At 38.0% G+C, this 26,873-nt stretch carries 26 protein-coding genes; 10 read left to right on the top strand and 16 right to left on the bottom strand.

Going from position 1 to position 26,873, the window contains the following annotated elements; all coding sequences use genetic code 11:
* Nucleotides 1-3 precede the first annotated feature (3 nt).
* The 8 genes from JG735_RS03235 to JG735_RS03200 are packed head-to-tail and all read left to right on the top strand — an operon-like array spanning nt 4 to nt 6,529.
* Entirely contained in the window at nt 4-459 is a 456-nt protein-coding gene (locus JG735_RS03235) for a phosphatidylglycerophosphatase A (RefSeq protein ID WP_201335398.1), read from the top strand.
* Nucleotides 456-1,325 carry a VWA domain-containing protein gene (locus JG735_RS03230; protein WP_201335397.1) on the top strand — a complete coding sequence of 290 codons (870 nt, stop codon included), beginning with the start codon at nt 456-458 and terminating at the stop codon, nt 1,323-1,325. Before JG735_RS03235 ends, JG735_RS03230 begins: the two co-directional genes overlap by 4 nt.
* Nucleotides 1,322-2,815: a VWA domain-containing protein gene (locus JG735_RS03225; protein ID WP_201335396.1), complete on the top strand. Its 1,494-nt coding sequence runs from the start codon at nt 1,322-1,324 to the stop codon at nt 2,813-2,815. Before JG735_RS03230 ends, JG735_RS03225 begins: the two co-directional genes overlap by 4 nt.
* Nucleotides 2,796-3,872 (top strand): BatD family protein, encoded by a 1,077-nt coding sequence (locus tag JG735_RS03220; protein ID WP_201335395.1) that lies wholly within the window; start codon nt 2,796-2,798, stop codon nt 3,870-3,872. Before JG735_RS03225 ends, JG735_RS03220 begins: the two co-directional genes overlap by 20 nt.
* Nucleotides 3,869-4,783, top strand: coding sequence for a MoxR family ATPase (locus JG735_RS03215; protein WP_201335394.1), 915 nt, complete (start codon nt 3,869-3,871; stop codon nt 4,781-4,783). Before JG735_RS03220 ends, JG735_RS03215 begins: the two co-directional genes overlap by 4 nt.
* A complete protein-coding gene (locus tag JG735_RS03210; protein WP_201335393.1) occupies nt 4,780-5,571 on the top strand; it encodes a DUF58 domain-containing protein in 792 nt (263 codons plus the stop codon). Before JG735_RS03215 ends, JG735_RS03210 begins: the two co-directional genes overlap by 4 nt.
* Nucleotides 5,571-5,903 (top strand): hypothetical protein, encoded by a 333-nt coding sequence (locus JG735_RS03205; protein ID WP_201335392.1) that lies wholly within the window; start codon nt 5,571-5,573, stop codon nt 5,901-5,903. Before JG735_RS03210 ends, JG735_RS03205 begins: the two co-directional genes overlap by 1 nt.
* Nucleotides 5,900-6,529 carry a hypothetical protein gene (locus tag JG735_RS03200; RefSeq protein WP_201335391.1) on the top strand — a complete coding sequence of 210 codons (630 nt, stop codon included), beginning with the start codon at nt 5,900-5,902 and terminating at the stop codon, nt 6,527-6,529. Before JG735_RS03205 ends, JG735_RS03200 begins: the two co-directional genes overlap by 4 nt.
* 9 nt (nt 6,530-6,538) lie before the next feature.
* Here the strand turns inward: JG735_RS03200 and pstB are convergent, their stop codons facing one another.
* The 5 genes from pstB to pstS all read right to left on the bottom strand — a co-directional run bounded on the left by pstB (nt 6,539) and on the right by pstS (nt 11,572).
* Nucleotides 6,539-7,324: a phosphate ABC transporter ATP-binding protein PstB gene (pstB, locus tag JG735_RS03195; protein ID WP_201335390.1), complete on the bottom strand. Its 786-nt coding sequence runs from the start codon at nt 7,322-7,324 to the stop codon at nt 6,539-6,541.
* Nucleotides 7,324-8,151: a phosphate ABC transporter permease PstA gene (pstA, locus tag JG735_RS03190; protein ID WP_201335389.1), complete on the bottom strand. Its 828-nt coding sequence runs from the start codon at nt 8,149-8,151 to the stop codon at nt 7,324-7,326. Before pstA ends, pstB begins: the two co-directional genes overlap by 1 nt.
* Nucleotides 8,148-9,008: a phosphate ABC transporter permease subunit PstC gene (gene pstC, locus JG735_RS03185; protein WP_201335388.1), complete on the bottom strand. Its 861-nt coding sequence runs from the start codon at nt 9,006-9,008 to the stop codon at nt 8,148-8,150. Before pstC ends, pstA begins: the two co-directional genes overlap by 4 nt.
* An 83-nt stretch (nt 9,009-9,091) precedes the next feature.
* A complete protein-coding gene (locus JG735_RS03180) occupies nt 9,092-10,477 on the bottom strand; it encodes a hypothetical protein (protein ID WP_201335387.1) in 1,386 nt (461 codons plus the stop codon).
* A gap of 84 nt (nt 10,478-10,561) precedes the next feature.
* Complete coding sequence (gene pstS, locus JG735_RS03175; protein ID WP_201335386.1) at nt 10,562-11,572, bottom strand: phosphate ABC transporter substrate-binding protein PstS; 1,011 nt, start codon at nt 11,570-11,572, stop codon at nt 10,562-10,564.
* 127 nt (nt 11,573-11,699) lie between these two features.
* On the opposite strand from pstS, the gene JG735_RS03170 reads away from it, so the two are divergent.
* Nucleotides 11,700-12,368, top strand: a complete 669-nt coding sequence (locus JG735_RS03170; RefSeq protein WP_201335385.1) for a PhoU domain-containing protein — start codon at nt 11,700-11,702, stop codon at nt 12,366-12,368.
* Here the strand turns inward: JG735_RS03170 and JG735_RS03165 are convergent.
* From JG735_RS03165 to JG735_RS03150, 4 genes are read right to left on the bottom strand one after another with little or no spacing between them, the layout of a single operon-like run.
* Nucleotides 12,365-12,835 carry a hypothetical protein gene (locus JG735_RS03165; protein ID WP_201335384.1) on the bottom strand — a complete coding sequence of 157 codons (471 nt, stop codon included), beginning with the start codon at nt 12,833-12,835 and terminating at the stop codon, nt 12,365-12,367. The two genes, JG735_RS03170 and JG735_RS03165, sit on opposite strands and share 4 nt — an antisense overlap.
* 9 nt (nt 12,836-12,844) lie before the next feature.
* Entirely contained in the window at nt 12,845-13,198 is a 354-nt protein-coding gene (locus JG735_RS03160; RefSeq protein WP_201335383.1) for a hypothetical protein, read from the bottom strand.
* Nucleotides 13,195-14,259, bottom strand: coding sequence for a 4Fe-4S dicluster domain-containing protein (locus JG735_RS03155; RefSeq protein ID WP_201335382.1), 1,065 nt, complete (start codon nt 14,257-14,259; stop codon nt 13,195-13,197). Before JG735_RS03155 ends, JG735_RS03160 begins: the two co-directional genes overlap by 4 nt.
* Nucleotides 14,253-14,864: a molecular chaperone gene (locus tag JG735_RS03150; RefSeq protein WP_201335381.1), complete on the bottom strand. Its 612-nt coding sequence runs from the start codon at nt 14,862-14,864 to the stop codon at nt 14,253-14,255. Before JG735_RS03150 ends, JG735_RS03155 begins: the two co-directional genes overlap by 7 nt.
* A 76-nt stretch (nt 14,865-14,940) precedes the next feature.
* On the opposite strand from JG735_RS03150, the gene JG735_RS03145 reads away from it, so the two are divergent.
* Nucleotides 14,941-15,315, top strand: a complete 375-nt coding sequence (locus JG735_RS03145; RefSeq protein ID WP_201335380.1) for a c-type cytochrome — start codon at nt 14,941-14,943, stop codon at nt 15,313-15,315.
* 118 nt (nt 15,316-15,433) lie between these two features.
* Here JG735_RS03145 and JG735_RS03140 read toward each other — a convergent pair whose 3' ends face one another.
* The 7 genes from JG735_RS03140 to JG735_RS03110 all read right to left on the bottom strand — a co-directional run bounded on the left by JG735_RS03140 (nt 15,434) and on the right by JG735_RS03110 (nt 26,865).
* Nucleotides 15,434-18,721: a molybdopterin-dependent oxidoreductase gene (locus JG735_RS03140; RefSeq protein ID WP_201335379.1), complete on the bottom strand. Its 3,288-nt coding sequence runs from the start codon at nt 18,719-18,721 to the stop codon at nt 15,434-15,436.
* Between the two features lie 11 nt (nt 18,722-18,732).
* Nucleotides 18,733-19,656, bottom strand: coding sequence for an NrfD/PsrC family molybdoenzyme membrane anchor subunit (gene nrfD, locus JG735_RS03135; RefSeq protein WP_201335378.1), 924 nt, complete (start codon nt 19,654-19,656; stop codon nt 18,733-18,735).
* Nucleotides 19,656-20,300 (bottom strand): 4Fe-4S dicluster domain-containing protein, encoded by a 645-nt coding sequence (locus JG735_RS03130; protein ID WP_201335377.1) that lies wholly within the window; start codon nt 20,298-20,300, stop codon nt 19,656-19,658. The genes nrfD and JG735_RS03130 overlap by 1 nt, the downstream gene beginning before the upstream one ends.
* A 299-nt stretch (nt 20,301-20,599) precedes the next feature.
* Nucleotides 20,600-22,312 (bottom strand): ATP-binding protein, encoded by a 1,713-nt coding sequence (locus tag JG735_RS03125; protein WP_201335376.1) that lies wholly within the window; start codon nt 22,310-22,312, stop codon nt 20,600-20,602.
* Nucleotides 22,313-22,320: 8 nt separating this feature from the next.
* Entirely contained in the window at nt 22,321-23,994 is a 1,674-nt protein-coding gene (locus JG735_RS03120; protein ID WP_201335375.1) for an EAL domain-containing response regulator, read from the bottom strand.
* Complete coding sequence (locus JG735_RS03115; RefSeq protein ID WP_236584213.1) at nt 23,987-25,312, bottom strand: spore photoproduct lyase family protein; 1,326 nt, start codon at nt 25,310-25,312, stop codon at nt 23,987-23,989. The genes JG735_RS03120 and JG735_RS03115 overlap by 8 nt, the downstream gene beginning before the upstream one ends.
* Nucleotides 25,234-26,865: an inorganic phosphate transporter gene (locus tag JG735_RS03110; protein ID WP_201335374.1), complete on the bottom strand. Its 1,632-nt coding sequence runs from the start codon at nt 26,863-26,865 to the stop codon at nt 25,234-25,236. Before JG735_RS03110 ends, JG735_RS03115 begins: the two co-directional genes overlap by 79 nt.
* Nucleotides 26,866-26,873: the final 8 nt, after the last annotated feature.

Raw genomic sequence — 26,873 nt, 5'->3', positions numbered from 1 at the left:
ACGATGCGACGCTTTTTTCTAACAGGATGCTACACGGGAACACTTCCAAAAGCGCCTGGCACATGGGGAACACTTTTTGGAGCAATTATAGGAGCTTTTCTTTTACACTTTCTACCCCAATCAAGCCTGTTTTTACTGGTTATTCTCATTACCATAATTGGGATAAAAGAGATCAATATCTATGAAAAGCAGACCAATACCCACGATGATCCATCTATTGTAATTGATGAGATTGCGGGAATTTGGCTCGCCTACTCCATTTTGCCAAGTACGCATCTTATATGGCTTGTAGTAGCATTTATTCTTTTTAGAATTTTAGATATTACAAAACCATCCTATATCAAAAAGTTAGATAGCATGCCAGGAGGTCTTGGCGTCATGGCGGACGACCTGCTTGCAGGTGTTTTGGCCGGACTTTTAACAGGACTTATCTATGTCGGAGCAGAAAAGCTTTTATGAAGATAGCATTTGAACACCCATGGTTTTTGGCTCTGCTGCCTTTGATGCTCTGCTTTTTTCAGTGCAAAAGAGAAAATCTCAAAATCTATTTTGCAAAAACCGAACTTCTATCACGATTTCAGATTCGATTGACTCTTTTGCCAACGCTCACCTTCACTCTTTTTGTCTTAGCCCTTTCTACACCGTTTCTCTACTCCTCTATCAAACTTGATGACAGAAAAGGAAGGGATCTTGTTTTGGCTCTTGATGCCAGCGGATCGATGGAAGAGACTCTGTATGATGAAAAAAGCAAATTTGAAGTAGTCAAATCGATGGCAAAAAACTTTTTTCATAGACGCTATGATGACAATATCGGCATTGTCATCTTTGGATCCTTTGCCTACATTGCAGCGCCCCTAACCTATGATACAAAAGCCCTCGATTTTTTAATCGATTATCTTGAACCATCGATTGCCGGCAACAATACCGCTATTGGTGATGGACTATGGCAAGGAATTGAGGCTCTCAAAGCAGACAAAGCAAAAGAAAAAGTGCTTATTCTAATAACTGATGGTCACCACAACAGCGGCTCCATCTCACCTCGCCAAGCAGTTGAGAGAGCAAAAAAAGAGGGCATCAAAATCTATACCATTGGCCTAGGAGATGCGGATAAAAACCTTTTAAAGCAGATTGCAACAAAAAGCGGCGGAAAATTTTTCTATGCAAAAAATGAAGAGGATTTAAAACAAATTTTTGATGAGTTAAACAGTCTTGAACCAAGCCCTATTCGAAGTGGAAGTTATGAGAATAAACACTATCTATTTCCATACCTGCTTTTTATTGCTCTTTTTTTGCTGGGATTTGAGCTTTATAGGAGTTTTAGATGAGCTTTGAAGCAGGATATTGGCTCATTCTTATCATTCCGACTTTACTTCTTTTTTGGATTATCAAAGAAAAAAAAGATAGCATCCCTTTACCAAAAGAGCTTATTATAGAGCAAAGTTCCAATAAAATAAAACTACTTCCTCTAGTTCTCATCTTGCTTTTTATCGCTTTGGCTAGACCCATGCAGCTCACACCAAAAACCTCCACCACATCCTTGCAGCCTCTTTTTATAGCTTTGGATATGTCGGCAAGCATGAGGGCAAAAGATTTAAAGCCAAATAGACTTATCTTTGCCAAAAAGGCAATCAAAGAGCTCATCCAAAAAGCAAATAGTAAAATCGCATTAATTGTATTTACCTCAAATCCTCTCATCATCGCTCCTCCAACGTCGGATAAAGCGATACTTTTACAAGCACTAAATAGTATTGATCCCAAAAACATTATGACAAAATCAACCAATATCCAAAAACTGCTCAATTTTGTCTCAAAATTTCAAGGAAATATCGATTTGGTCCTTTTTAGCGATGGAGGAGAAGAGAAGATTTTACATAAACCCAAAAATATCCGTTTGCACTTTGTACAGATTGCGACAAAAGAGGGAGCGCTTATTCCAACAAATGAGGGCTATCTCAAACACAATGGCAAACTAGTTGTCACAAGACTCAATCAAGCTATCAATCAATACGCTGACTTCATCTATCCATACGATAAGTATCTTGATGTTTTAGAAAATATTGAAGCTAAAATAACAAAAACCCAGACCATGGACAAAATTGAACTCTTTTTTATTCCACTTTTTATTGCGACAATTCTGCTATTATATATCTACACTACCCTTTTTGAAAAAATCCGATCATTTATCCCTTTCATGATCATTCTTGCCTTTCCACTGCATGCATCCTTACTGGATGAGTGGAAACTGCAAAAAGGCTATAAAGCTTACTACAATAAAGAGTATAAAAAAAGCTTGAAATATTTTCAAAATCTACCCTATCTTGAAGCAAGATACGCCCAGGCAATGGCTTTGATGAAACTAGGAAAATATAAAGAAGCTATCAATATCTTACAATCTATCAAAACAAAAGATATTGCTCTAAAAGCAAAAATATATAAAAACTTGGGTGTATGCTATGAAAAGATACGAAAATATGACGAGGCTTTACAATATTATGTTTTGGCAGCACAATATAAACCAAATAGTGATCTCATTAAAAAAATAGAAGTGCTGGCTTTGAAAAAGAGACCCAAAAAGCTATTGCTTCCCTTTTCAAAAAAGAAAATAGTAAAAAAAGAGCATGGGAAAAAGGATAAAGGCAAAAGTGCCGGAAGCAGCAATCTGCAAACCGCAGCCCTTGCAAGCTCAAGCCGCGGAGGCAAAAAAACGAAACAAAAAAGCCAAAGTATTACCCAAAAAGGAAGCAGTATGCCCCTTGGCTCAAGACTCTATGATCTGATCAACAAAGGATATATCCATGAAAAACATCCTTGGTAGTCTATTTTTTTGTATCGCCCTTTTTGCTAACGAATACAGTGTTATTTTCGATAAACATGAAGCATTTGTAAAAGAGCCTATTCATCTCAAGCTTACCTACTTTGCAAAAAACAAAGAGACGATAATTTGGGTTAAATTTGCTCCAAAAGCAACAAAAGATTTTAAAGTGGTGCTTTTAAAAAAGAAGACCCTAACAACTGGTTATGAAAATGAGTTTCTAATTTTCCCATTAAAAGAAGGCAATCTCAAACTACCGATAGAGCTTACAGTCAAAAGAGCCTCAAAACAAGAGATCCAAACAGATATTTTAGGCACCGGGTATGAGCAAACCAAAATCATCGAAGGTAAAATCACCTCATATCCAATTGAGCCCCTAAAAATTTTTGTCAAAAAGACACCAAAAGCCGATCTCTATGGTGATTTTACGTTGCATTTGCAACTTGATAAAACAAGAGCCAAAGCGTACGAGCCAGTCTATGCAATATTGACAATTACCGGAACCGGTTTTGATCAAATTCCCTCACTCCATTTAAAAACCAATCCAAAAATAAAGATTTTGCAAGATAAACCTATCCAGAAAGTGGAGTTCGCACCAGATGGTGCTCATATCAGATATAAAATCTCCTACGCTCTCATAACCAAAAGTAGTTTTGAAATTGAGCCTTTAAAGCTAAAAATGTTTGATTATCACACGTTGCAAACCCTTGCAACGCCAAAATATCAAATCGACGTTAAAACAGTTCCCATCCAGCCAGACAAAACCGACAACCCGCCAAAAATTGAACCTGTTTTTCATACCTTTGAAAAAACTTTCGTCTATATTTTTATTTTTCTAAGCGGGCTTTTAAGCGGCATACTGCTTTTTATCCTTCTCAAAAGAGTCTATCAAAAACAGTTTGAAATTCTTTTAGCCAAAGATGAAAAAGAGCTTTTGCAGATTTTAGCACCACTTCCGGGCTTTGAAAAGGAAAAAGAGCTTTTAAATGAAGCAATTAGCACAAATAAAAAAATATCCTTAGTACAAATCAAGAAAAAAATCCTAAAGGAACTAACATGATTTTTCAATCGATAAAAGCTGAAATTCAAAAAGTAATCGTTGGTCAAGAGGAGATGATAGATGCCATCATTTTGGCACTTCTTTGTGAAGGACATGTACTGCTTGAGGGACTTCCGGGACTTGCGAAAACAACAACCATCAAAACATTGGCTCAGACACTTGGCATCGACTCCAAAAGAGTACAATTTACTCCAGACCTTTTGCCTAGCGACATCACAGGCGCTCAAATCTTCAATCCAAAAACGGGAGATTTTACGATAAAACATGGTCCAATTTTCACCAATCTGCTTTTGGCAGATGAGATCAACAGAGCACCGGCCAAAGTGCAGTCAGCTTTGCTTGAAGCGATGCAAGAAAGACAGGTTACTATTGCAGAAGAGAGCTTTGCTCTTCCTTTTCCGTTTGTCGTAATGGCGACACAAAACCCGATAGAGCAAGAGGGAACATACCGGTTGCCTGAAGCGCAACTGGATCGATTTATGTTTAAAATTGAGCTTGGATATAACACTCCAAATGAAGAGCTGGAAATTTTGGAGCGCTTTGAAAAGAAAAAAGAGGTGCAAATCCAAAACGTTTTGTCGAAAGAGGAGCTAAAGCAGGCAAAAGAGCAGGTGGAATCGATCCATATCGAAAAGGCTTTGAAAAACTATATCGTGCAAATCGTTCAGGCAACCAGAGACCATCCGGATACCATGTATGGAAGCAGTCCAAGGGGAAGTATCGATCTGCTCAAAGCCTCTAAAGCCGTGGCATACAAATATGGACGAGACTACGTTACACCAAAAGATATTTTAGATATTGTAAAACCGACTCTTCGCCATAGAGTCATTTTAAATTATGAAGCAAGAGCGGAAGGCAAAAACGCAGATATGATACTTGAATCTATCATGAAAGAAGTGCCTATTCCATGAAACGGCTCATCATAAAAGCAAAAAAGGCAGTTTATGCCCACCAGCACGGAATCTTTAGTGCCAGCTTGGGAGAGGGCTTTGATTTTGTAGAGCTGATTGAATATGACTATCTTAGTGATGCAAAAAAGATCGACTGGATGGCCTATGCAAAGACTGGGCAAGCCTATATGAAGCTCTATCAAGAGGAGCATATGCGAAATATCACTATCATTCCCTTAATGAGTGGGACGCTCTATTTTGGATTTTTTAGACTCAAATGGGAGATGCTGCTTGAGTCGTTGGCGCTCATTGGATTTTCTGCACTAGCTTCAAAAGACAATCTAAGTCTTATTAGTGAAAAATCGCATATTTTGAAAATATCAAATGAATATGAGTTAGAAAATGCGATTACTTCAATTGCCCATACACCAATTATTGGCAAAACTTTCTCCTATAATCTCGATGAGCTCTTTTATAGACTGACTCAAAAGCATCTCATTATTTTAGTTGGTGACTTTTTGGATCCTTTTTCTTTAAAACTACTTCCTACAAAACATGAAGTTGTCGCTATTGCCTTTGCAAGCAGAGCAAAGCACTTTTTTAAAGAGACCATTGTAAAAGATACCCAAAGCCTAAATGAGAGAAGCGTAAAACTCACTCCAAAAAGCATCGATAACTACTCAAAAAAAATAGATACACTTCAACAAGAGCATTTGATACAACTTAAAAAAGCTGGATGTGATACACTCACAATTTACGAAGATGAAGATATTTTTACCAAACTGCAACTCTTTTTTGGGAGCCGATAATGGAGTTACTGCCTTTGCCAGATTTTCACCATATTCTCATGGCAACCATTGTGATTACTCTGCTTCTCATTCCTACACTTTTTGTAGCTGCTATTGTAAAGAAAAACAAAAAAACTAAAACCAAGCCACCAAAAGATATCTATGAACTTAGTATCGCTTTGCAAGAGTTGGCACCAAATGATAAAGAGGTGCAAAAACTTTTAGATGAGGTGGCAAAATACAAATATAACCCTAAAGCACCTTCAATACCCAAAGAGCTATATAAAAAAATGATTAAACTTTACAAAGATTTAATAAAGCAATATAATAAAAGAAAAAAGGATGAGCTATGAAAAAGTTATGGCTCCTTTTCTTTGGGACTCTTTTGCTTTTTGCTGCTCCGTATACAGGCTTTCTCAAAATGAAAAAAGGTGCATGGGCAAAGTATGAGATCGTAAGTGATGGTACATCAATGCAGATGACTATCAAGTATCTTGGAACAATCAAATACAAAGGAAAGCGTGTCAATATCATTGAAAATGAGGCAACTTCACCTCAAGGCAGATTTGTTACACAATATTGGAGCGATAAAGAAAATGACTCCTCTTTACAAAAGATGATTACTAAGACGCCTCAAGGTATTATATGTATGGAAGAGGAGATGATCGGTATGAGTGGAGAAAAACCAAACTACTATACAAAAACACCAAAAAAGTATAGTCCCCAAAAACCAAATATCAAACTCTCCACCTATACACTTCCATCAGGTAAAAAAATTTCCGTTGCCATCTTCAAAGATGAAAAAAGTGAAGTGTGGGTCAGTTCGCAAGTTCCTTTTGGGATCGTTCTCGTAAAAGAAAACGGAAAAACAACAATGAAACTGATCGATTTTGGACTCAGTGGAGCAAATCCGGCCATACCTCTGGATGAGGCGAAATCGTGTTCTCCTATGGCTCTGCCCTTTTTTCCGGGGCAGTAAGCCACTCTCTCATCCAAACTTTCCAGTGATATACTCTTCGGAGAGTTTCATTTTTGGATTGATAAAAAAATCTTCCGTAATACCAAGTTCGACAAGTTCACCCATATACATAAACGCAGTATAATCACTGATCCGCGCGGCTTGTTGCATATTGTGCGTTACGATAACGATGGTCATCTGATCTTTTAGCTCAATCACTAACTCTTCGATCGCTTGAGTACTGATTGGATCGAGAGCGCTGGTAGGCTCATCAAACAGCAACACTTTTGGCTTGACAGCCACTGCTCGTGCAATACAAAGACGCTGCTGCTGACCTCCTGAGAGGGCATTGGCATCATCCTTGAGCCTATCTTTCACCTCATCCCACAAAGCCGCACCCTTTAAAGCCTCTTCTACGCGGTCTTTGAGCTCTGTTTTGTTTTTAATCCCTTGGAGCCTCAGTCCATAAGCGATATTATCAAAAATGCTCATAGGAAAAGGGGTCGGCTTTTGGAAAATCATTCCGATTTTCACTCGAAGAGCGATAAGATCAACTCTTTTATCTAAAATATTTTTGCCTTCAAAAAGAACCTCCCCTTCATATCGATTACCGGGATAAAGGTCATGAATGCGGTTAAGACTCCTGAGCAGAGTCGATTTTCCGCAACCGCTGGGACCTATCAGTGCTGTTACTCTGTTTTTCGCAACAGGAAGAGTGATGTTTTTGAGTGCCGGTTTGTCACTGCCTTTGTAATAGAAACTAAAATTTTTAATTTCTATCTCTTTTGGTTCTTTCACTTCACACAATACTGCCATTATTTAACCTTTTTTTTGATAATCATTCGTCCTATGATATTTACAAACAGTACAAATGCTCCTAAAATGAAGGCTGCCGCCCATCCAAGCTTGATCCAATCCTCATACGGACTGGTGGCAAAATTGAACATTGTAACGGTCAAAGAAGCCATCGCTTCATTAAGATTTGTCGTATAGAAGTTATTGTTAAACGAGGTGAAAAGAAGTGGTGCGGTTTCACCTGCAATTCGTGCGATTGAAAGAAGAATTCCCGTAATCATCCCTACTTTTGCCCCTCGATAAACAACTTGCATAATCACTTTATATTTTGGAGCGCCCAAGGCATATGCTGCCTCTCTTAGCTGCTGGGAAACAAGGGAAAGCATGTCATCTGTGGTTCTCAGCACAATCGGTATCATCATGATTGCTAAGGCCACAGCTCCAGCCCAACCGCTAAAATGACCAACAGGTGCCACAAGAATCGCATATACAAAGGCTCCTATAACTATCGACGGAGCACTCATCATAATATCACTGATATCGCGCAAAAAGTTTGAAAATTTGGAGTTCCCGCCATATTCACTCAAATATGTTCCGGCAAATATGCCAAGAGGAATACCGATCAAAGAAGCGACACTCACCAAAAGAAGCTGACCGACAAGGGCGTTTCTCAGTCCCCCTTCACGCCCAGGAGGAGCCGTATCGAGTATAAATATTTTGATGTTCATTGCATCCAAACCTTTACTCAAAAGAACCCATAAAATCCAAAACAAAAAAATGAGCCCAGTAAGAGCAGCTACCGTTGAAAAGCTCATGATAATAAGATTGATTATTTTCCTTTTTTTCATTTTGCAGCCCTTACTTTTCTCAGAAAATAAAACTTCGCAAATGCAATGACAATAAAACTGATAACAAATAATATGAGAGCAAGGTAAAAAAGGCTTGAGTAGTACAGATCGCTATCGGCTTCTGTAAATTCATTTGCCAAAGTAACAGGAATGCTGGTTGCCGGATCTGTCAGATGTTTTGGGATTTTGTGTGCATTTCCCATAACAAATGTCACTGCCATTGTCTCACCAATAGCTCTGCCAAGAGCCAAGATAATGGATCCAATGATCCCAGCTTTTGCAAAAGGAATCACCACATCTTTGACTACATCCCATTTTGTTGCTCCAAGCGCATAGGCTGACTCTTTGAGAACATCGGGTATTGTGTTCATACTGTCTCTGGTAATTGCAGCCATGAAGGGCAAGATCATGATCGCAAGAACGATACCGGCAGTGAGCAGTCCAAGACCATTGCCGCCAAACCACTCCCTGATATAGGGTGCGAAGAAAAAGAGACCCCACATACCATAGATAATGGAAGGAATAGCTGCAAGCATCTCAATAGCCGTTCCAACAGGTCCCTTGAGTTTTGCATGGGCAATTTCTGTCAAAAAAATCGCCACCCCTATTGCCATCGGTGTTGCGATAAGCATGGCGATAAGTGTGGACATAATAGAGCCATAAATTGCAGGAAATCCACCAAAAATATCCATATTCGGAGCCCATCTGGTATTGACCAGAAATTTCCAGCCAAAGGCGTTGATTGCCGGAAGTGCTTCTTTGAAGAGTATGGCAAAAATAGCGATTAGCACTATCAAAATAGAGATTGCCGAAAACAGAGCTATATGTTTGAAAAGAAAATCGAGGGCTTTTCTCATAGGAAGCGCTCCTGCTTTTTTGCGAAGATTATATTACAGGATGATTTCATTTTGGTTACAATATTCGGCGAAAAGATCGCCGATTAGAAGAACCACTGAGTGGTAAATTTGACTCTTTTGACTTTTTTGTCTCCTACATTGACATCATAATCATCTTCTTGATATGCGATACCAACTTTTGTAGAGTTGCCTCTTAAATACCAGTTAATACCTGCGATTTTAGAAGTCATATCGTAGCCATTTGCATCTTCAAGTTTATCCCATTTCTCATATCGAGCAAATGGCGCTATATAGTAAAGCGATGGGATAACATACTCACCAGTAACGTACCAACCATTCGATTTACCCACTTGTGCATTATTCCAGTCACTCACAACGCCATCAAATTTGAAATATTCTGCCTGAACAAATGCGCCTTTATAGTGCGCCGAAAGTTCATAGTTGATAAGAGTGTGATCGAGTTTTACCGCTTTTCCATTACCGTCTACAAAGTTGATATCAGGACTTTTCCAATAGGCCGCACCAATGGAGAAATGTTTTCCTTGTGCAAAATATGTTTCTGTTCTTTTCTTCTCTTCCCACCCATCAAATGGTGAAAGGACAATTTTCCCACCATAGAAGAACTCATCTTGATGAAAACCATTCGCAGTAGAACTACTAAATTTCTTTCCTCTGGCATCTTTGAGTTTTCCAGAGTAGACACCATCACCCATAGCAATTTGATAGGCAATTTTGTGCTTCCAGTTTCCATACATCTGGATGTTTGTCGCCCGTCTGTTGTGTGAGATATATTGTGCAGCTTCATCTGCAACATGGGGTCGATCATAATGGATTACATAAGCAGATTTGACGGTTTCAGTTCTTGATACATCGATTTTACCTCGGTAGAGTTTAAAGTTTGCAAGGGATGTTCCGAAAGGTTTTTTGATTTTCAAATAGGCATCACCAACATTAAACTCTTTTTCACCACTATCTCGATAGTTCGCTTTATCGTTTCGGATATCCATAGTAAAAGAGGTGTGTTTGCCAAATCCTGCTGTCACTTCAAAGCGCACCCTTCTTAGATATGCATCCCAAAAATCCTCTTCCGTAACTCCTGTCGCTTTGTTTTCCTCTTTGTAGTTTTCAAACGTTCCCATCACACGAACACCGAATTTCATGTACATATCTGGATTGTCAAAAGGACGAACAAGCATGTTTGGTCCAGTCTCTTTTCCTAGCAAAAACTCTGGAGAATTTTTCTTAATGACACGAAAATGCGTTTGAAGCGTATGTTTATATGGAAGTTCTTTTTTTATTTCTTTAAGAGTCTCTTTTTTTAACTCGTCTTTGCTGACAAATTCTCCCAAAACTACTCTATTGGGTCCCGGCTTTGTATAGATAGCACCGGTATTTGTGTCTTGATAGAGTGTAACTGTCGCACAAAAAGCGTTTACAACCATGAATGCTGCCAAAGACAATTTTTTCATATCTTTCCTTTCTATTTGAGATTTATGGTTTGGTAAATATAGCCTTTTAATAAGGAAACTTTAATTCCCTTCATACGTTATTTCCTATTTAGGAGCAATTCCGTGCATTTTCCAATATGATTGAATTTTCTCTTTCGTACTTGCCGGAAGTGGTATATATCCGAGTTTTTTTGCCGTTTCATCTCCATTTCGAAATGCCCAGTCAAAAAAAGCGGTCACCTTTTTGTTTGTCTCGCTTTTTTCTCGTGGAAGCAAAATAAAGGTTCCTGCGACAATGGGGTAACTATTGTCACCTGGCTGAAGCGCTAATACCTGGTAGAAGTGGTTTTTAGGGCCCCATTTTGCATGTGCAGCAGCCGCTTTGAAATTTTCTTCTGTTGGTTGTACCCATTTTCCGCTTTTTGTCTGAATTGCTGCAGCGGTAAAATGGTTTTGGAGTTTGTATGCATACTCCACATATCCGATACTGTATGGTGTCTGTTTGACAAGATTGCTCACACCCTCGTTGCCTTTGCCGCCGATCCCTACCGGCCAGTCTACTGCTTTTCCTGTACCAACACTGTTTGCCCACGCTTCACTAACACCGCTGAGAAAATATGTGAAGTTGAATGTCGTTCCACTGCCATCGCTTCTGTGTACAACAACAATTTTTTTGTGAGGTAGCTTTACTCCAGGGTTGTCTTCAGCGATTTTCTTGTCATCCCAAAACGTGATTTTTCCAAGAAAGATTTCGGCCAAATCTTTGTTTTCCAGTTGAAGCTGCATATCAGCTATTCCTGGAATATTGTATACCACAACTATACTGCCAATAACTGCCGGAAATTGATAGAGTTTTTTTCTGTTCAGTTGTCTTGGCTTCAGTGGCTTATCACTCGCACCAAAATCAACTGTTCTAAAACTTATTTGTTTGATTCCGCCGCCACTTCCGATAGATTGATAATTGACTTCAACACCAGTGAGCTTTTCATAATCGTATGCCCATTCATAATAAAGAGGCACTGGAAATGTCGCTCCTGCTCCGCTGATCTTGTCTGCATTAGCCGCAGTGACAAGCATAATAGCAGCTGAAGCTATCAGACCTGCTTTTTTCAGCATCTATGCTCCTTTATCTGTTTTGATACCGTAATGATAAATCATAATGATTACAAAACGGTTACAGTACTGTTATCAAAATGTAATCAAAATGATGTACAATTGAAAAAAAAACAAAACAAGGATAACAATGCTTAAAAATTATCAAGAGCGACTTAAACAGATTAACAAACTTGTATCAGATGCCGCCAAGAAGGTACTCAATGCCCATAAAATCGCACTTGATTCATTTAAAAATAAAGATATTGATGCGTTCAAATCGGTTGCCGAGATGGTAAAAACCCTTGATAATGAAGCAAGAGATATCGATAATGAAGTTGTCAAAACTATCGCACTTTTTGGTCCTGAAGCAAGTCAGCTCCGAGAACTGATAGCCTATATCAAACTCACAAATGAGATCGTCCGCGTAGGAGATTATGCCAAAACATATACAAAGAATATGGCAAAACATATCAAAAACGAGATCGAATTTACGCTATTGGATAACTACATTGTTCAACTTCACGAGAGCGCCATAGAAGCACTTGAATACTCTTTAAAGATGCTTAATACAAACGATCTTGATGAAGTAGAAGATCTGTATAGAAAAACACTCGTTGAAGAGAGCAAAACAGATGAGATTTTCACACTTTTCGAAAAAGAGTTGCTTGAAAATCTATGTAAAGATACAACAAAACTTACAGATTTTCTCAATGTCTTGTCTTCATGCAGAAAACTTGAACGTACAGGCGACAGAGCTGTTGAAATTGCAAAACTTTTGATGTTTGCTAAAAAAGGCGGGAGACTGGAAAACTTTTAAATCTCCTCTTCCACCTCTTCAAAATCTTCCAAAATCTTTGCCAAAACTTTCTTGAACTCTTGAAATTTTGCCTTTTTATCATCAAAAATAGGCCCAGAATGTGGAAAAGCCTGGCTTAGCTGATCGTAAATATCTATCTTTTCCTGCCCTACTTTTTCAATCACCTCAAAAAGATTTGCCAATGCCTCTTTGGAGGTGATAGAGCGTAAAATATCTCGGATCATTCTTTTCCGCTCCCGAACCTGTACATCCTCTTCTATCATGAGTCCTATAATTTTAATATCGAGACGACTATAATAGACACCGCAGTTTGCCGGTGCAAGCATATATTTTTGAATAGTCTCAATAAATCCTTCCGCTTCTTCAGCAGGCTCACACCCTATCTCACAGGCCTCTTCATCTTTAAAATCTTTTGCAGCTTTGAGTGCATCAAACTCTTTTCTCAAATCATCTAAATTAAAATCCATCCCTCTTCCTTACAATTGTTTTGATAATTTAAGCAGTTTTTGATCATCTATCAACGTCTCATTTGGTGCAGTAACAAATTTCAATGCACCATTTTCTTTGTAACTCATAAGAAGATATCCATCAAGACCAAAAAACTCAGCCGATTTTTTCTGAAATTCTGGCATAAAAATGGTCACTTCCACTTTCGAATCTTTAAGATTGTGGATAAAAAAGCTAAAATCCTCTTCATTGATATTTATGCCTATCATAAAAAGGTTTTTATCGGCTATCTCTTTATTGACAACCGAGATAAACTGTTTTCCAAACACATCTTTACCTGCTACTGCTATCAGTTTTTTCCCATGAATGTCAGCTGAATTCATTCTATCCCCCATAAAGTTTTTGCCTCTTCCTCTTCTATCTTACACCTTGGGCAAACCTGTTCACCTCCTGTATAGGTAAAGAAATTGCCACAGTCGATACATCGAACCACATTGAATTTTGCCAAGATTTTCTGAGAAGGCTCAAAAAACTCTTTCGTGTCGAAGGTTTCGGCAAGCTGAATACTCTTCTTTTCGCATACATCGTGACACAGATGACACCGAACACACAAAAGCGGATCAAACAAAATCGCATCCATTTTTCGTGTGGTACTGAGCGCTTCAGTGGGACAGATTCGATAGCAGATAGAGCAGTTGTCACATGTCTCATCAACTGTTTTATCCGATGTAAAACTTAGATATCTGTTTTCAAGTATCTTATATTCATCCGGTTTTCCCATCTTTTTTAAAAGCGTAAAAAGAAGCTTCCTTTTGTTTGGAATGCTTTTTTCCTTGATCGCTTTGGCTCCTGCCGCATCGAGAGCAATCTCTGGATTGTCCAGGGCTTCCAGTTTTGATTCAAACTCACTTTTGGCTTGGGCCACTTTTTTGAGTGAAAAGAGATTGAAAAACTCTCTTCTGTTTGGTTCAGTCTCTTTTGTTTTTACCAAAGACTCAGCTTTGATTTCTTTGCCACCTATCGTTTGTAGTACATAATTAGCTTCATTGAGCATATCTTCTATCGCTGGAAAACATTTCTCCTTCAACTCACATGTTGGACAATGCCCAATATCAAGAACAATATCTTTTACGATTCCCAAAGCGATCATATACTCCGTACCAAGTGCAGCCAGACAGACAAAATTTGTTTTACAGCTGATGACTTGCTCGTCTTGATTTAGAAACTCAAAGAAGAAGTTAGTTACATTAAAATCGCTTAATTCAAGAGCTTCTGTGGGACATACACCAACACATCCTCCACACTCCACACACTTATCTTGATAAATGGCAATCCCAGCCTCTTTTGTCTCAACAGCTTCTACCGGACAAATTGCTTCACACTTATTACATTCACTCAGTTTTGAGTAGTATCGGACACAACTGCTGGGATTGAGTTTTAGCATGTTTGACTCAAATACTCATTATCTTCAAGAATAAATTCAAGTGTCAGTTTTGCAGCATCTTTGTAAAAAGGCGTACGTGCCTGCTCTGCTACATTGATCAAATACATTGGTGCAAATTGAAGTAGATGATTTTGCAAAAACTGTTTTTGCTCCTCTTTTATCTTTTGCACTGCTTCTCCATCTCCTTCCTCCTCGGCCTTTTTTTGAGCATTCGTCAAAAGATTCATAAACTCAAGCTCTACACCAATGTGATCAGCACTTACAACTCTAGCCTTTTCATAATCGACTCTGTAACCAAAATCGTTATAGACTTGAAGAACAGGATTTGCACCACCACTTTCTATCATACCATCCTCTCTTATATAGAAAGTTTCATAAGGAATAAGGTGCATAATAGCAATATCTGTAAAATCAACATTAAGAAGTTCATTGATCAATTTATATCTGCTTCTTTTTTGTCGCTCTTCCCATTCATAATAGTTCGGAAAAAGCTCTTTGAAATTGGGGAGTTTTTCAATTCTTGCAAGTGTATCCGGATCCATTTCGATAAGAAAAATTCGAGAAACAAGTCCATACATTGCATTTCTATTTGCAGTAATATCCACTTGGACAATCCTTTGAATATAGTATAATTGTATCCTATCCAAGAGCAGCTTTAAAACCGATTATTGGAGCGTCTTAATGAAAAAGATGTGGACTCTTTTAGCTATTGCACTGTGTTTAATTGTAGCAGACACCAATGAATCAATTGGTGCGAAACTCTATACAAAACATGGATGTTACGGTTGCCATGGTATTAACGCCGAAGGTGCAAACAATTTTCCAAAACTTGCTGGAAAAAGTGAAACATATATACAAAAACGACTATTCGGATACAAAAAAGGATTAATCCACTCCAACAGAGCCAACATGATGGCACCTTTTGCAAAAGCTTTGAGTGATGAGGAGATTAAAATAATTGCACACTATCTTCATGTATTGGGGAAAAAGAAAAAACTATTTGATGAAGAGCGCTATTTTCAAGATTACGAAGTTGGAACAAGTAGTGGAAGTTAAAAAATTTGATAATTTGCAATGAGGAATTTGGAATTACACCATTTACATCAAAAAATAACAATCACGTAATTTCCTTATTCCTATTTATAAATTTTCACAAGCCAGTTGGCTTGTGAAATTACCCTTTATACATTGGGTTTTTGTAGGCTCTGAGAGTCAATGGAGTTGCAGGTCGTTTGATCCAAGGCGGACGTCTGAATTTCATCTTTTCACTAACCGGTCTTGTCAGTTTGTCTCTCCATGCCTGATATGTTTTGAAGTTGTTTTCATAATTGACATAGACATCACCATACTTATCACCCGGTTTTGCTTTTTCAATGTAAACCATCTGATGCCATGCATGGTTCCCTGCAATTGGATCCGGATGTACTGGAGCAACCGCATTTTGCCATGCTCCTGTCAAACCATCCCACCAGATATTGTCAAGATCTTTGTTGATCTCTTTGAATTGCCAGCTGTCTTCTCGTTTCAACATGCCAGCTTTGATACCCTCTTTCGCTCGCATTTTACCGATTTTTCCATCCATCTCCATCTTATACAGTGGAGCTCCAAGACCCATGACACCAAGCTTGTGCTCGAATCCCGGTATTTCAACAGCATTTTTGAGTTTCCATCGTCCTGCGTGGTGTGAACATGCAAGAACTCCCGGTCTCGTTGCTTCCGTTGGAATAGCCATACCGACAAAATATCCGCTCTCTAATCCACTTACAGTATCGACGATTTTCACCCGTATCTTTTCACCTTTTTTGATACCAAGTCGTTTCGCATCGCTTGTATGGATCCAGATCGGGTTGTGGTTTTGACTGATCTCCATCAAGTGCTTAGAGTTGACACTTCTTGTATGGATGTTATATGGCAATCTGTAAATGGTATTGAGCGCAAATTGGTTCTTATCTTTGATGTAATCGTGATGTACTTGCGTCACGAGATGCACCATCTCTTTTCGCTCTTTTTCGTTTCTTGGATAGATAGGAATCGCATACTCTGGCCATTGATACTCTTTTGCAAGCCAGTCGACATAAAAGTCAAGTCTCTTATCTGGCGTATGGAATCCATGATACACTTTTCCATCAATCTCGATACCAAACGGCTTTCCATCATGGTAGAGTACATCGTATTCATCTTTTTCAACATGATTTTTATGGATCTTTTTGCCATGAACAGTGTAGTATTCCCCATCAAAAGGAATCTCTTCTTCCTGCGGTTTATAGATATCTGTCTCTTCTGTCCATGCACCCCGATCTCGCATAAACTCATAGCAAGGATATTTACTGTTAGGATAAGCTGCTTTTGCCGCTTTTTTCAATTTCGGCAAGTTAGCAAATGCTGCATCATAAAGCTCAGCTATTGTAATAGCTCGGCTTGGATCCTCTTTGCTAGCCCAGTACTGTTTTACACCATATTTTCCATCTGGATCAACATAGTGTACAAACAGATTCGCCCAAAACTCATTCTCTTCCCAAATCTCACCAAGTCCAGCTTTGATATGCGCTTCAAGTGTTGCCCTCGTTGGATCTTTTGGTTTCCAACCCATCTTTTCAAGCGCTACTCTTAGAGCTGGCTGACGAAACGCTGTCCACTGTTCTGGTTTTGTTGGAGCGGATTGCTGATCGTGTCTCTCACCGGAAAGCCCTGTTGGCAAGACATAATCACAATACCAGTTTGTCTCACTCCAGGTTGGTGAAAGATTGAATGTTAATTCAAACTTGTCTTCTCGCTTCAGTGCTTCTATCCATCGAAAACCATCTGGATTGATCCAAACTGGGTTATACATACGTGGTACCCATACAGCTATTTTTTCCGCTACTTTAAATCCTCGTTTATTCCATTTTTCTCTCCACTCATCATCCATAATAAGGTGAGGAAGCAAGAAACTCATCTCATATGTAGAGAGTGGATACTCAGGCGGCCATGAATAGTCATTCCATGTATCGACACGCTCTGGCGCTTTTCCAGCAACTGTCGCTTTGAAAAATTTGCCATTAACACTCACTTCATGCCAATGGTGCCAGCTCACTCCACCAATATCCCCTTTAAGTGCACCGGTGAGTGCAAGAAGCAAGAAACCACTTCTAGTGTTCATCCATCCGCCTCTGTGGCCAATCGTACCTGCACGCCATAGATAAGTGCTTATTTTATCTCCAGCATCTTGGATCATTTCCCAAAGCTGCTCTAACTTATACTCTTGCCCTTCGAGTTTACACTCTTTTACAACAAAATCCAAATCATAAGGCTTATACATATCTTTAAGCAGTTCAATGAAACTCTCATAGCTCTCATCTTTTGGAAGCCTACTGATGTATCCTTTTTCTTTGATAAAGTTTAGGTATTCTTTATCTTTCATCAGTTTCTTCCAGTTGACCCAATTTTTCACAAATTGATGGTCAACCATATCTTCACCATTTTTCTTCTTCTCATGAAGTACTCTATTTGCTAGGTAAAGATACAACGCAGCTTCTGTTCCAGGCCAAACTGGAAGCCACAAATCTGCCATACCGGCGCTGTTTGAAAGTCTTGGATCGATTACAACGAGTTTTGCACCTTTTTTTCTTGCATCCGCAATAAGTCCAGCACTTTGTTGGAAATAGTGCCCGGCATCTGCAGCGTGAGAAGATTGCAAGAAAATAAGTCGGCTGTTTGCCCAGTCTGGTGAGTTCCTATCATCATTTGCCCACTGGATCGATCCTTGTCGAGCTCCCGCACTACAGATGTTTGTATGGGAATCAAATCCGTCAAATCCAAGAGTATGAGGTACTTTTCCACTAAATCCATTCTCATTTGGTCGGCCGACATGGTAGATGAACATTTTTCTACTTACTTCATCGCCTTTTTCAAGAAGTTCGGCTACTTTTTTACCGATCTCTTTCATTGCATCATCCCATGTTACCCGGACCCATTTCCCTTCACCTCTTTTACTTCCAGGAGCACGTTTGAGCGGGAAAGGAACCCTGTCTGGATCATACATTTGTGACCAAACGGCATACCCTTTTGCACAGTTTCTACCACGGCTTCCTGTATGCAAAGGGTTACCCATATATTTTTTAACAACCATGCTTTTTTTATCGACCCATGCAGTCAAACCACATCCTGCCTCACAGTTACTACATACTGTTGGAACGATCACATAGTCGTTGACATAAATACCATCTGGGTTCTCTTCGCTTTGTACCCCTTTTCTATTAATTCCGCCTCGTTTCCAATCATCCCCATCGAGCTCTTTGAAATCATCCCACTCTTCTAAAGGTGGATAGAAGTTTAACTCTTTTGGAGTATTGGTAAATTTTGTTGTCTCTTGCACATTCGCTTCGGCGATGGTCTCAAAAACGCCTTTACTTACAGCAATTCCTGCAACTGCAGCTGCTGCTGTTCCTTTTAGAAAATTTCTTCTACTTTCAATAAAACTCATATTCGCTCTCCTTAGCTAAGAGGTAATAGTTGTGGAATGATAAGCCATACATGTTTTGCAACATAGAGCCCAACAATTGCTGAAACGCTTGCAAGATAGAGTAGTGAACTACTTCTTGATTTCAAACTGAAATAAACTAAAATCATTGGAATGATAAATGCAAGCCACTGTCCTGCCCAGAACATTACATGGTACGGTCCATGCTCTTTTACGTATGCCAAGATTGCCGCTACTTCCTCTGCTTTCATATGTCCAAAGTAGTATTCACCCATGTAGATTGTAAAACTTAAAAATGCACTTGATCCAAGAATAATCGCCAAATCTCTTTTTACTTCATAACTCCAGTTGCCACCGATAATGAGAAATACCGCACTACCACATAGAAGTGCTGCCAAAAGCATCTGAGCAAGTTCCGTTGGTGTTTGCCAAAGCTCTCTTGCTGTTGCCTCACCCATGATAGTCGCAGTGTAAAGTGTCACAGGAATAGCAAGGATAACCGCGGCTTTTAAGAGGGGATTATATAACCCTTCCAATTTGCAAGGCTGTTTGAGAAGATATTTTTTAACAGCGATCACACACATAACAAAAACGATACCGGTAAAAACAGTTGCCATCCACGCACCTACTGTAATTGCACTTGTGAAGTGTGGATAGACAAAAATGTGCCACATTCTAAACGGTTGATGCAAATCCAACAGTGTAAAAAGCAAGAATATATTGAGAAAAATAAAAGAGATTATAGGCATCCACAGTTTTACTTTGTCGCCAACTTTATCACCATATCTTGCAAGTAAAAACGCACCAACAAGGATAACTCCAGTACCTATACTTTTTGCCCACATATTCAGTGTAATCATCCATCCCCAGATTACTTTGGGAATTGCGACATCTAATGTAACGATAGCGTTAGTCGCTGCAACAGTATGCTCTACCATTAGTGGCCTCCTATATGGTCTAGATGAGTAATGTTGTTAAATAGGTTGTATCCCTCTTCTCGTTTAGAAGCTAGAGGATTGAGTTGCACCTCACCTCCACCGACATAAAAATGTTTAGGATGGGTATTTTTCTCTGGTTTTCGTACTCTTACTCCACCATCTTTTTGGTGTCTCATGATGTATTGGCTGATATGACTGGTTGGATCATCCAAATCACCGAAGATGTTTGCCTCAACTGGACAAGCTACAACACATGCTGGCATCATCTCGCTGGCTATTCTGTGTGCACAGTATGTACATTTATCTGCAGTATTTGTTTCAGGATCCATATAGATCGCACCATATGGACATGCCATCATACATCCAGCACACCCAATACATCGCTCTTTATCGATATTGACAATGCCGTTTTCAAGATAATGCAGTGCACTCACCGGACAGATTCGCTCACATGGCGCATCTTCACAGTGGTTACATCTTAGAGGTGTATAAGTTCGTTTTGTTTCTGGATATACACCGACATCTACATATTTGACTCGTAATCTCCAAGAATGAAGTGGCACTTTATTTTCCACCTTACAGGAGACCTCGCACCCTTTACACCCCATACAGAGGTCCAGGTCAACCAAAAAGCCTAACTTCATATCCTCTCCTTTTGACTGATAAGATCAGTTTAATCATAAGGCCAGCTTTTTATATCTATAAGCTGTCTTAAACACCGTTTTTACGCTACTTCCTAGCTATTTATAGTCTAGCAACATTTGCTTAACATATGCTAAAAACCGGACGGATGTACCTCTTTTTTTTTAAAATCGATACAGAACCTTATAATTACAGTGATTTAGTCAAATAATCTTTGAGAGTCGATAAAAAAAATTGATAGAAACAGAAAATTTTTAAAAATGAAATTAACTACCCAAGAAATAAAACATGAATAACGATTTTAGTTCTCATTCTGAGGAAAGAGTAGTTCTATCTTGAAACAAGCGCCATACAGCTCTTTATTTTCTATTGTAAATTTTTTATTTCTAACGCTTAAAAATCCATGGAAATGTTTTTCTATTATCTGTTTGCTCATATATAGCCCCATACCGGTTCCTTGGGCTTTATGTTTGGTAGTAAAATAAGGGTCGAAAATTTTTACCATAATGCTGTCTTCTACACCTCCACCATTATCACAAATTTCTACAACCAATTTCTCTTTCGTTTGAGCCAGTGATATCTTTACAACTTTGTCTTTTATATTTTTTTCAATCAATACATCTTTGGCATTATTTAAAATGTTTAAAAAAACTTGCGCAAGCTCATTTGGATAGCCTACATAAAAATATTCCATATTTTGATCATATTCAAAAACCGTTTTGATATTATGATGCTCGTAAGAAGCCTCAACCAAAGAGAGTGCACGTTTGGCAACATCTAATACATTAAACTTCTCTTTTGTTTTATCTTGTTTGAAAAAATTTCTAAAATCATCAATAGTTTGCGAAAGATAATCTGTATAATTCATAATTTTTTCTATATCTTTATCGATATCTTCCATTTTTAAAAGACCAGTTTTTTTCCTCATTTTCAAGCCACTCGCAACAATTTTAATCGCATTTAAAGGTTGACGCCACTGATGTGCAATATTTCCTATCATCTCTCCTAAAGCAGCTATTCTTGATTGCTGAAGTAAAATCTTGTCTTTCTCTTTTTCTAATTGTATATCTTCAATATTTGCAATGACAATTTTTTTATCGTTCAAGGTTGTTGTTCCAAAAGAGACTCGTATAGGAAAAATTTCACCATTTTTTCTTTTGCCTTCAAGTTCCAAAGGTTTGTTATCATGTTTTAAAATCCCACTTTTTATAAAGTTGGTAAAACCTTTTAAATGTGCTTCATAGTATTTTTCCGGAATAATATTTTTCAAAGAGTTTTTATCTCTCATCTCCTCTTTTTCAAAACCAAAAATCTTTTTAGCATTTTGATTGAAAACATTTACTTTCATCTCTTCATCGACTGCAATGATTGCCACCGGACTTGAATTGACGATAGCCTCTTCAAACATTTTTTCGTCAAAGAGTTGCTTCATGTATTCTTCTATTTTCTTAATGGCCGGTCTAAAAATAAATAATGCTTCAATCAATAGTGCTAAAAGAGTTAAAATCAAAATGAATTGCTCTTTTTTTACAAGTTCATTTGTTTGTCTTTCACTCTCTTTTTGATACTCATATACAACTCTATCTAGATCTTTTAACAGTGTTTGCGAATGAGTCAATATATACGATAAACTTTTTCCACTTCTCGTTTCATAAAAGTGTTTTGCCTCCTGGATATATCTTTTGACCCTTTTATCCAAAAAGACCGGTTTTTCAAAAAATATTTTTTCAACCCTTAATGGCATATTTTTTAAAGATATTAGAAAATTGTGGGATTTTTCCATTAACTCGGCTTTTTGTTTCAAATCTTTGGTTTTGTAATATATTGCAAAAAGGGCAATCTGCTGGGATAACATCCTTTGTCTACCACTGATATTTATAATTTCTGCGTATTTAGACTGCTTTTTTATGAGATTTGTAAGATTCAAATAAGCAAGAAGAGACAAAAGTGCAATCAACATTAAAGCTATTTTATACCTTAACGAAAGATTTGCCAAATTATATTTTTTAAACATTCCACTTCTTACACATAACTTTTCGGCTTATCAAAAAAGTATCCTTGAAATTTGTCAACATTTAACTCTTTCAATTTCTCAAATATCTTTTGTGAAGACACAAATTCTGCCACTGTTTGAATATGCAATTTTTTTGAAAAATGAGAGATTGTTTCGACAATATATTGTGCTTCTTCATTCACTAAAATCTCTTTGATCAAGGATCCATCTATTTTGATCAAATCAGGTTTCATTTTCAAGAGATACTCAAAATTCGAATAACCGCTTCCAAAATCATCAATTGCAATTTTTACCCCATATTTTTTTACTATTTCTATAAATTTCAAGATATTATTAAAATCCCTTATTGCTTCATTTTCTGTAATCTCAAATACCATTTTTTTACCAATATCATAATATTTAACTTTTTGTATTATCTCTTCCATATTTTTTTTATTATCCAGGTCTTGATAAGAAAGATTTATACTTATATGTCGATCAAACTCTTTTGCAATTTGCATAGATTTATCTATCATTACGCTTGAAAGTTTATTGTAGAGTTTTGCTTTTTTTGAAATTTCTAGAAATTGGTAAGGAACCAAAACAGTACTACCGGTTTTTATCCTTATTAAAGCTTCATAATAATTGATATTCCCATCTTTATCAACTATAGATTGTAAATAGGGAACGATACCATCTTCTCTAATAGCTATTTTTATCGTTTTTAAAATTTCCATATAGTGTTCATACTCTTTTTTCAAGGTATCATCATTTTTTAAGATATAGTATCTTTGATGATTTTCTATCGCTTTACTTAAAGCCATATCTGCTTTTTCCAATGGATTCTCTTTCCCAAATCCGACACCTATAGTGATATCTACAAATATCCCTAAATCATATCCTTTTAAATATATTTTTTGAGAAGAGATAAACTCTATCATATCCTCTATGATTTTTTTATATTTTTCTTCTTCAAAATGATTATCTTGCAACCAAACAAACTCATCAGATCCTGAACGATAAAATTTCCCCCCATATTTTTTTTCAAAAATTTTTAAAAAACCAGAAAACTCTTTTAAAACATAATTTCCATTTTCTATCCCATAAATATCATTTATTGTTTTAAAGGAATCAATGTCCAATAATACTACTATAGGTTTTTCCAGTCTTTTTAAATCTTGAATCAAAGAGTTTCTATTTGGAAGATTTGTTAACTCATCATAAAAGGCTATTTTTCTTAATTCTTCGGTCTTCTTTTCAATCTCTTTTTGCAGATACTCATTGATATCTTTTAATTTTTCTCTTAATCTTTTTGCTTCAATAATCTCACCAGCCTTTTTGATAGCTTTCAACAGCTCTTCAACATCTATTGGTTTTAAAATATACCCACATATTTTTTGTTTTATCGTTTTTATCAAAAGATCCGATTCACTAAAAGCTGTTACATAGATAATAGGTACTTCTTTATCAAACTCTCTAATTGCATCTACCATAGAAATACCATCCATCTCAGGCATTACGATATCTGTAACTATCAAATCGATATCTTCATGGTTTTTAAAGATCTCCAATCCTTCTTGTCCATTTTTAGCCACGTAAATCTTTTTAAAAAAAGGTGATAAAATGTCATAAATATTATCTCTTATAATTTTTTCATCTTCAACAAATAAAAAAGTTAAATTTTTAAAGTTGTAATCATTCATAAATTGTTCCCATTTTATTTTGTATTTGTAATATTTTTGCCAAGTAACTGTATTTCATATCCAATTCAAAACTCTCATTGGTTGGATACTCATATCCAAATACCTTTTTCCACAAGGAGTGATCTTCCATGCACATATAGAAAAAGACTTTCCCGCGCCAAGGTGCCAATGCATCATATGCAAATCGGAACATCTGCTCTTTGATTTCTAACGGATAGGAGAGTTTTCCGGCAGCATCTGTTAGAGGCATCTGCAAAATTTTGCTTTTCATTGCCCGTTTCCGAAGCTTTTTGATGACAGGCTTGATAAATGTCAATGTCCCGAGAGAAACTAACGCCACCAGGCTTGGATCAAAAGTTTTGATCAATGTGTCAAAAATCTCACCATACTCTTGCTGCCACCCTTCATACCAAACCATCGGATGAAAATGAAAACCTACCAACCTGCCTTTATCATGGATTTTTTTGGCTGCTTCCAAACGCTCTTGCAAAGAAGCTGTAAGTCGCTCCTCCTTGTCTATAATGGTTTGCGGATTGAGACTCCAAGTAACAATTATGTTCGGAGGATAGTCGTGTTCAAGCAGATATTTGACATTGTCACTTTTCGTTTTTAACTCCAAAATAACGTTTGGATATTTTTCAGCAAAAGCGATGAGTGCTTCCAGCACTCCACCACGATTGCCCCACATGAGACTGTCACTGCTTTGGCCGGTCCCGATATGATAAATCTCTCCTGGGTCAATATTCAAAGCAAGCAGTTTTTCTTTCAGATTTGTATTGAATGTAATAGTATCTTCATTGTAAAAGCTCTGAATCGAACAGTAACTACAGTCATATCCGCAAGATTCCACCATGTCCAGAGTCCAAAGATTACAACATCGTGTTTTTGGACTGGCCACCGGGCACATTCCAAATCCAAGCTTTTTGTCAACTTCAGTAAAACGGATTTTATGCGTTTTTTCTTTATCTATCTCAAAACCGTCATAATTTTTTGGCTTTGTTTTAATACGCTCATATTGTTCTTTTATCTTTTTCAATACCTCTTTTTTCGGACCATCGACCCATAAATCCCGAAGACTCTTTTCATCCCACATAGCCAGATCAATGGCCATGTCGGTAAGCTGCTTGATTTCATTGGCACTCAAGCGGTACTCATACGCCTTTTTCTTGACAAACTCCTGCTCTTCTTGAGACAAAGAATGAAAAAAAGAGTATCGAACCTTTTTTTCAAAATCATACATCAAGGTAGCATAATCCCCCGAATCATGAAATAGATCATAGCTGCCAATACTGCCGCTGCTGGCACAGTGATAAGCCATGCCGCTACAATCATTTTCAAAGCACTTCTTTGAACAAGTTCATACTTTTTGAGCGCTTTCAAAGCCTTTTTCTCGATTTTCGTCAATTTTATCTGCCCATGCTCTAGTTTCGCAATCACCTCTTTTTCTCTATTGATCTTCTCTATGAGCGCTTTTACGATAAAAGGATCCGCCTTTTTGGGATCACCTAAAGCTTCCAAAGCTCTTTTGTACTCGCTCAGTTTTTCCAGCTCCTCTTCTATATGAGCTTTTTGAAACTCCTCTTTGAGTCTCTCCTCTTCTTGTTTCACCTTATCTTCCAAACGCATCAGATATTCACGTAAAAACCCGACTCCAAAAACGCCTCCAACGGCAATATGTGTAGAGCTAACAGGAAGTCCTAATGCAGAAGCGACAATCACGGTAATTGCTGCAGCCAAAGCTATACAAAAAGCTCTGATTTGATCAAGCTCGGTAATTTCACTTCCAACTTTTCGTATCAGTTTTGGTCCATATAGCGCCAATCCTATCGCGATACCAAGCGCTCCCACCATCATAACCCAAAGAGGAATCGGCGCTTTTTTCCCAAAATCTCCGCTCATAATAGCATCACTGATCCCGGCAAGCGGCCCGACAGCATTTGCCACATCGTTTGCCCCATGAGCAAAACTAAGAAGTGCGGCACTGAAAATTAGAGGAATAGTAAAAAGAATATTGATGGACTCCCGGTCATTTTCCAAACGATCCGCTTTTTTTACAATCAGCGGTTTCACAAAAAAATAGATCCCCAGCGCAATAAAAAAACCTATCACAATCGCCGTTGGTAATGGAACTTTAACAATATGTTTGAGCCCTTTGATAATGAGATAACTTCCAAAAGCCCAGCTCATGATGGCTATGTAGAGTGGTACCCACTTTTTCGCCGCTTCGATCTTGTTTTCTTGAAAAATAACATTTTTTTTGATGACATATAGAAACAGAGCCGCTATCGCACCTCCAAGCAAAGGCGAAATCACCCATGAAGCTGCAATCTTTCCCATAGTTGGCCAACTCACAGCAGCAAACCCGGCAGCTGCAATACCAGCCCCCATAACACCGCCCACAATGGAATGGGTTGTAGAAACAGGAGCTCCTATGGCAGTAGCAAGATTGAGCCAGATGGCACCGGCCAACAACGCAGCCATCATAAGCCAGACAAAGACTTGTGTATTTGCAATGAGATTTGGATCGATAATCCCTTTTCGAATGGTTCCAACAACATCCGCTCCTGCAATGAGCGCTCCGGCAGCTTCGAAAATGGCTGCTATAACAATAGCCCCCATCATTGATAAAGCACCGCTTCCAACAGCCGGGCCAACATTGTTGGCAACATCGTTTGCACCGATATTCATAGCCATATACCCACCAAAAATAGCGGCAACTACAAGAAGTGTTTGATGTTCTATTCCTTTAGCATACATCGAGACATATAACATAACCCCAAGAATAAACAGCAGTGCGATGACAACGCGAACAGCATCTTTCAAATCAAACTTTTTCGCCCGTTTGACTTCCGGATAGAGCCCTAAGTCCATGATCTTCC

It is taken from the genome of Nitratiruptor sp. YY08-10 (assembly GCF_016629565.1).
Taxonomy (GTDB): domain Bacteria; phylum Campylobacterota; class Campylobacteria; order Campylobacterales; family Nitratiruptoraceae; genus Nitratiruptor.
Note: the sequence above shows the minus strand (reverse complement) of the source record. Positions and strands in the feature narration are given on the sequence as shown.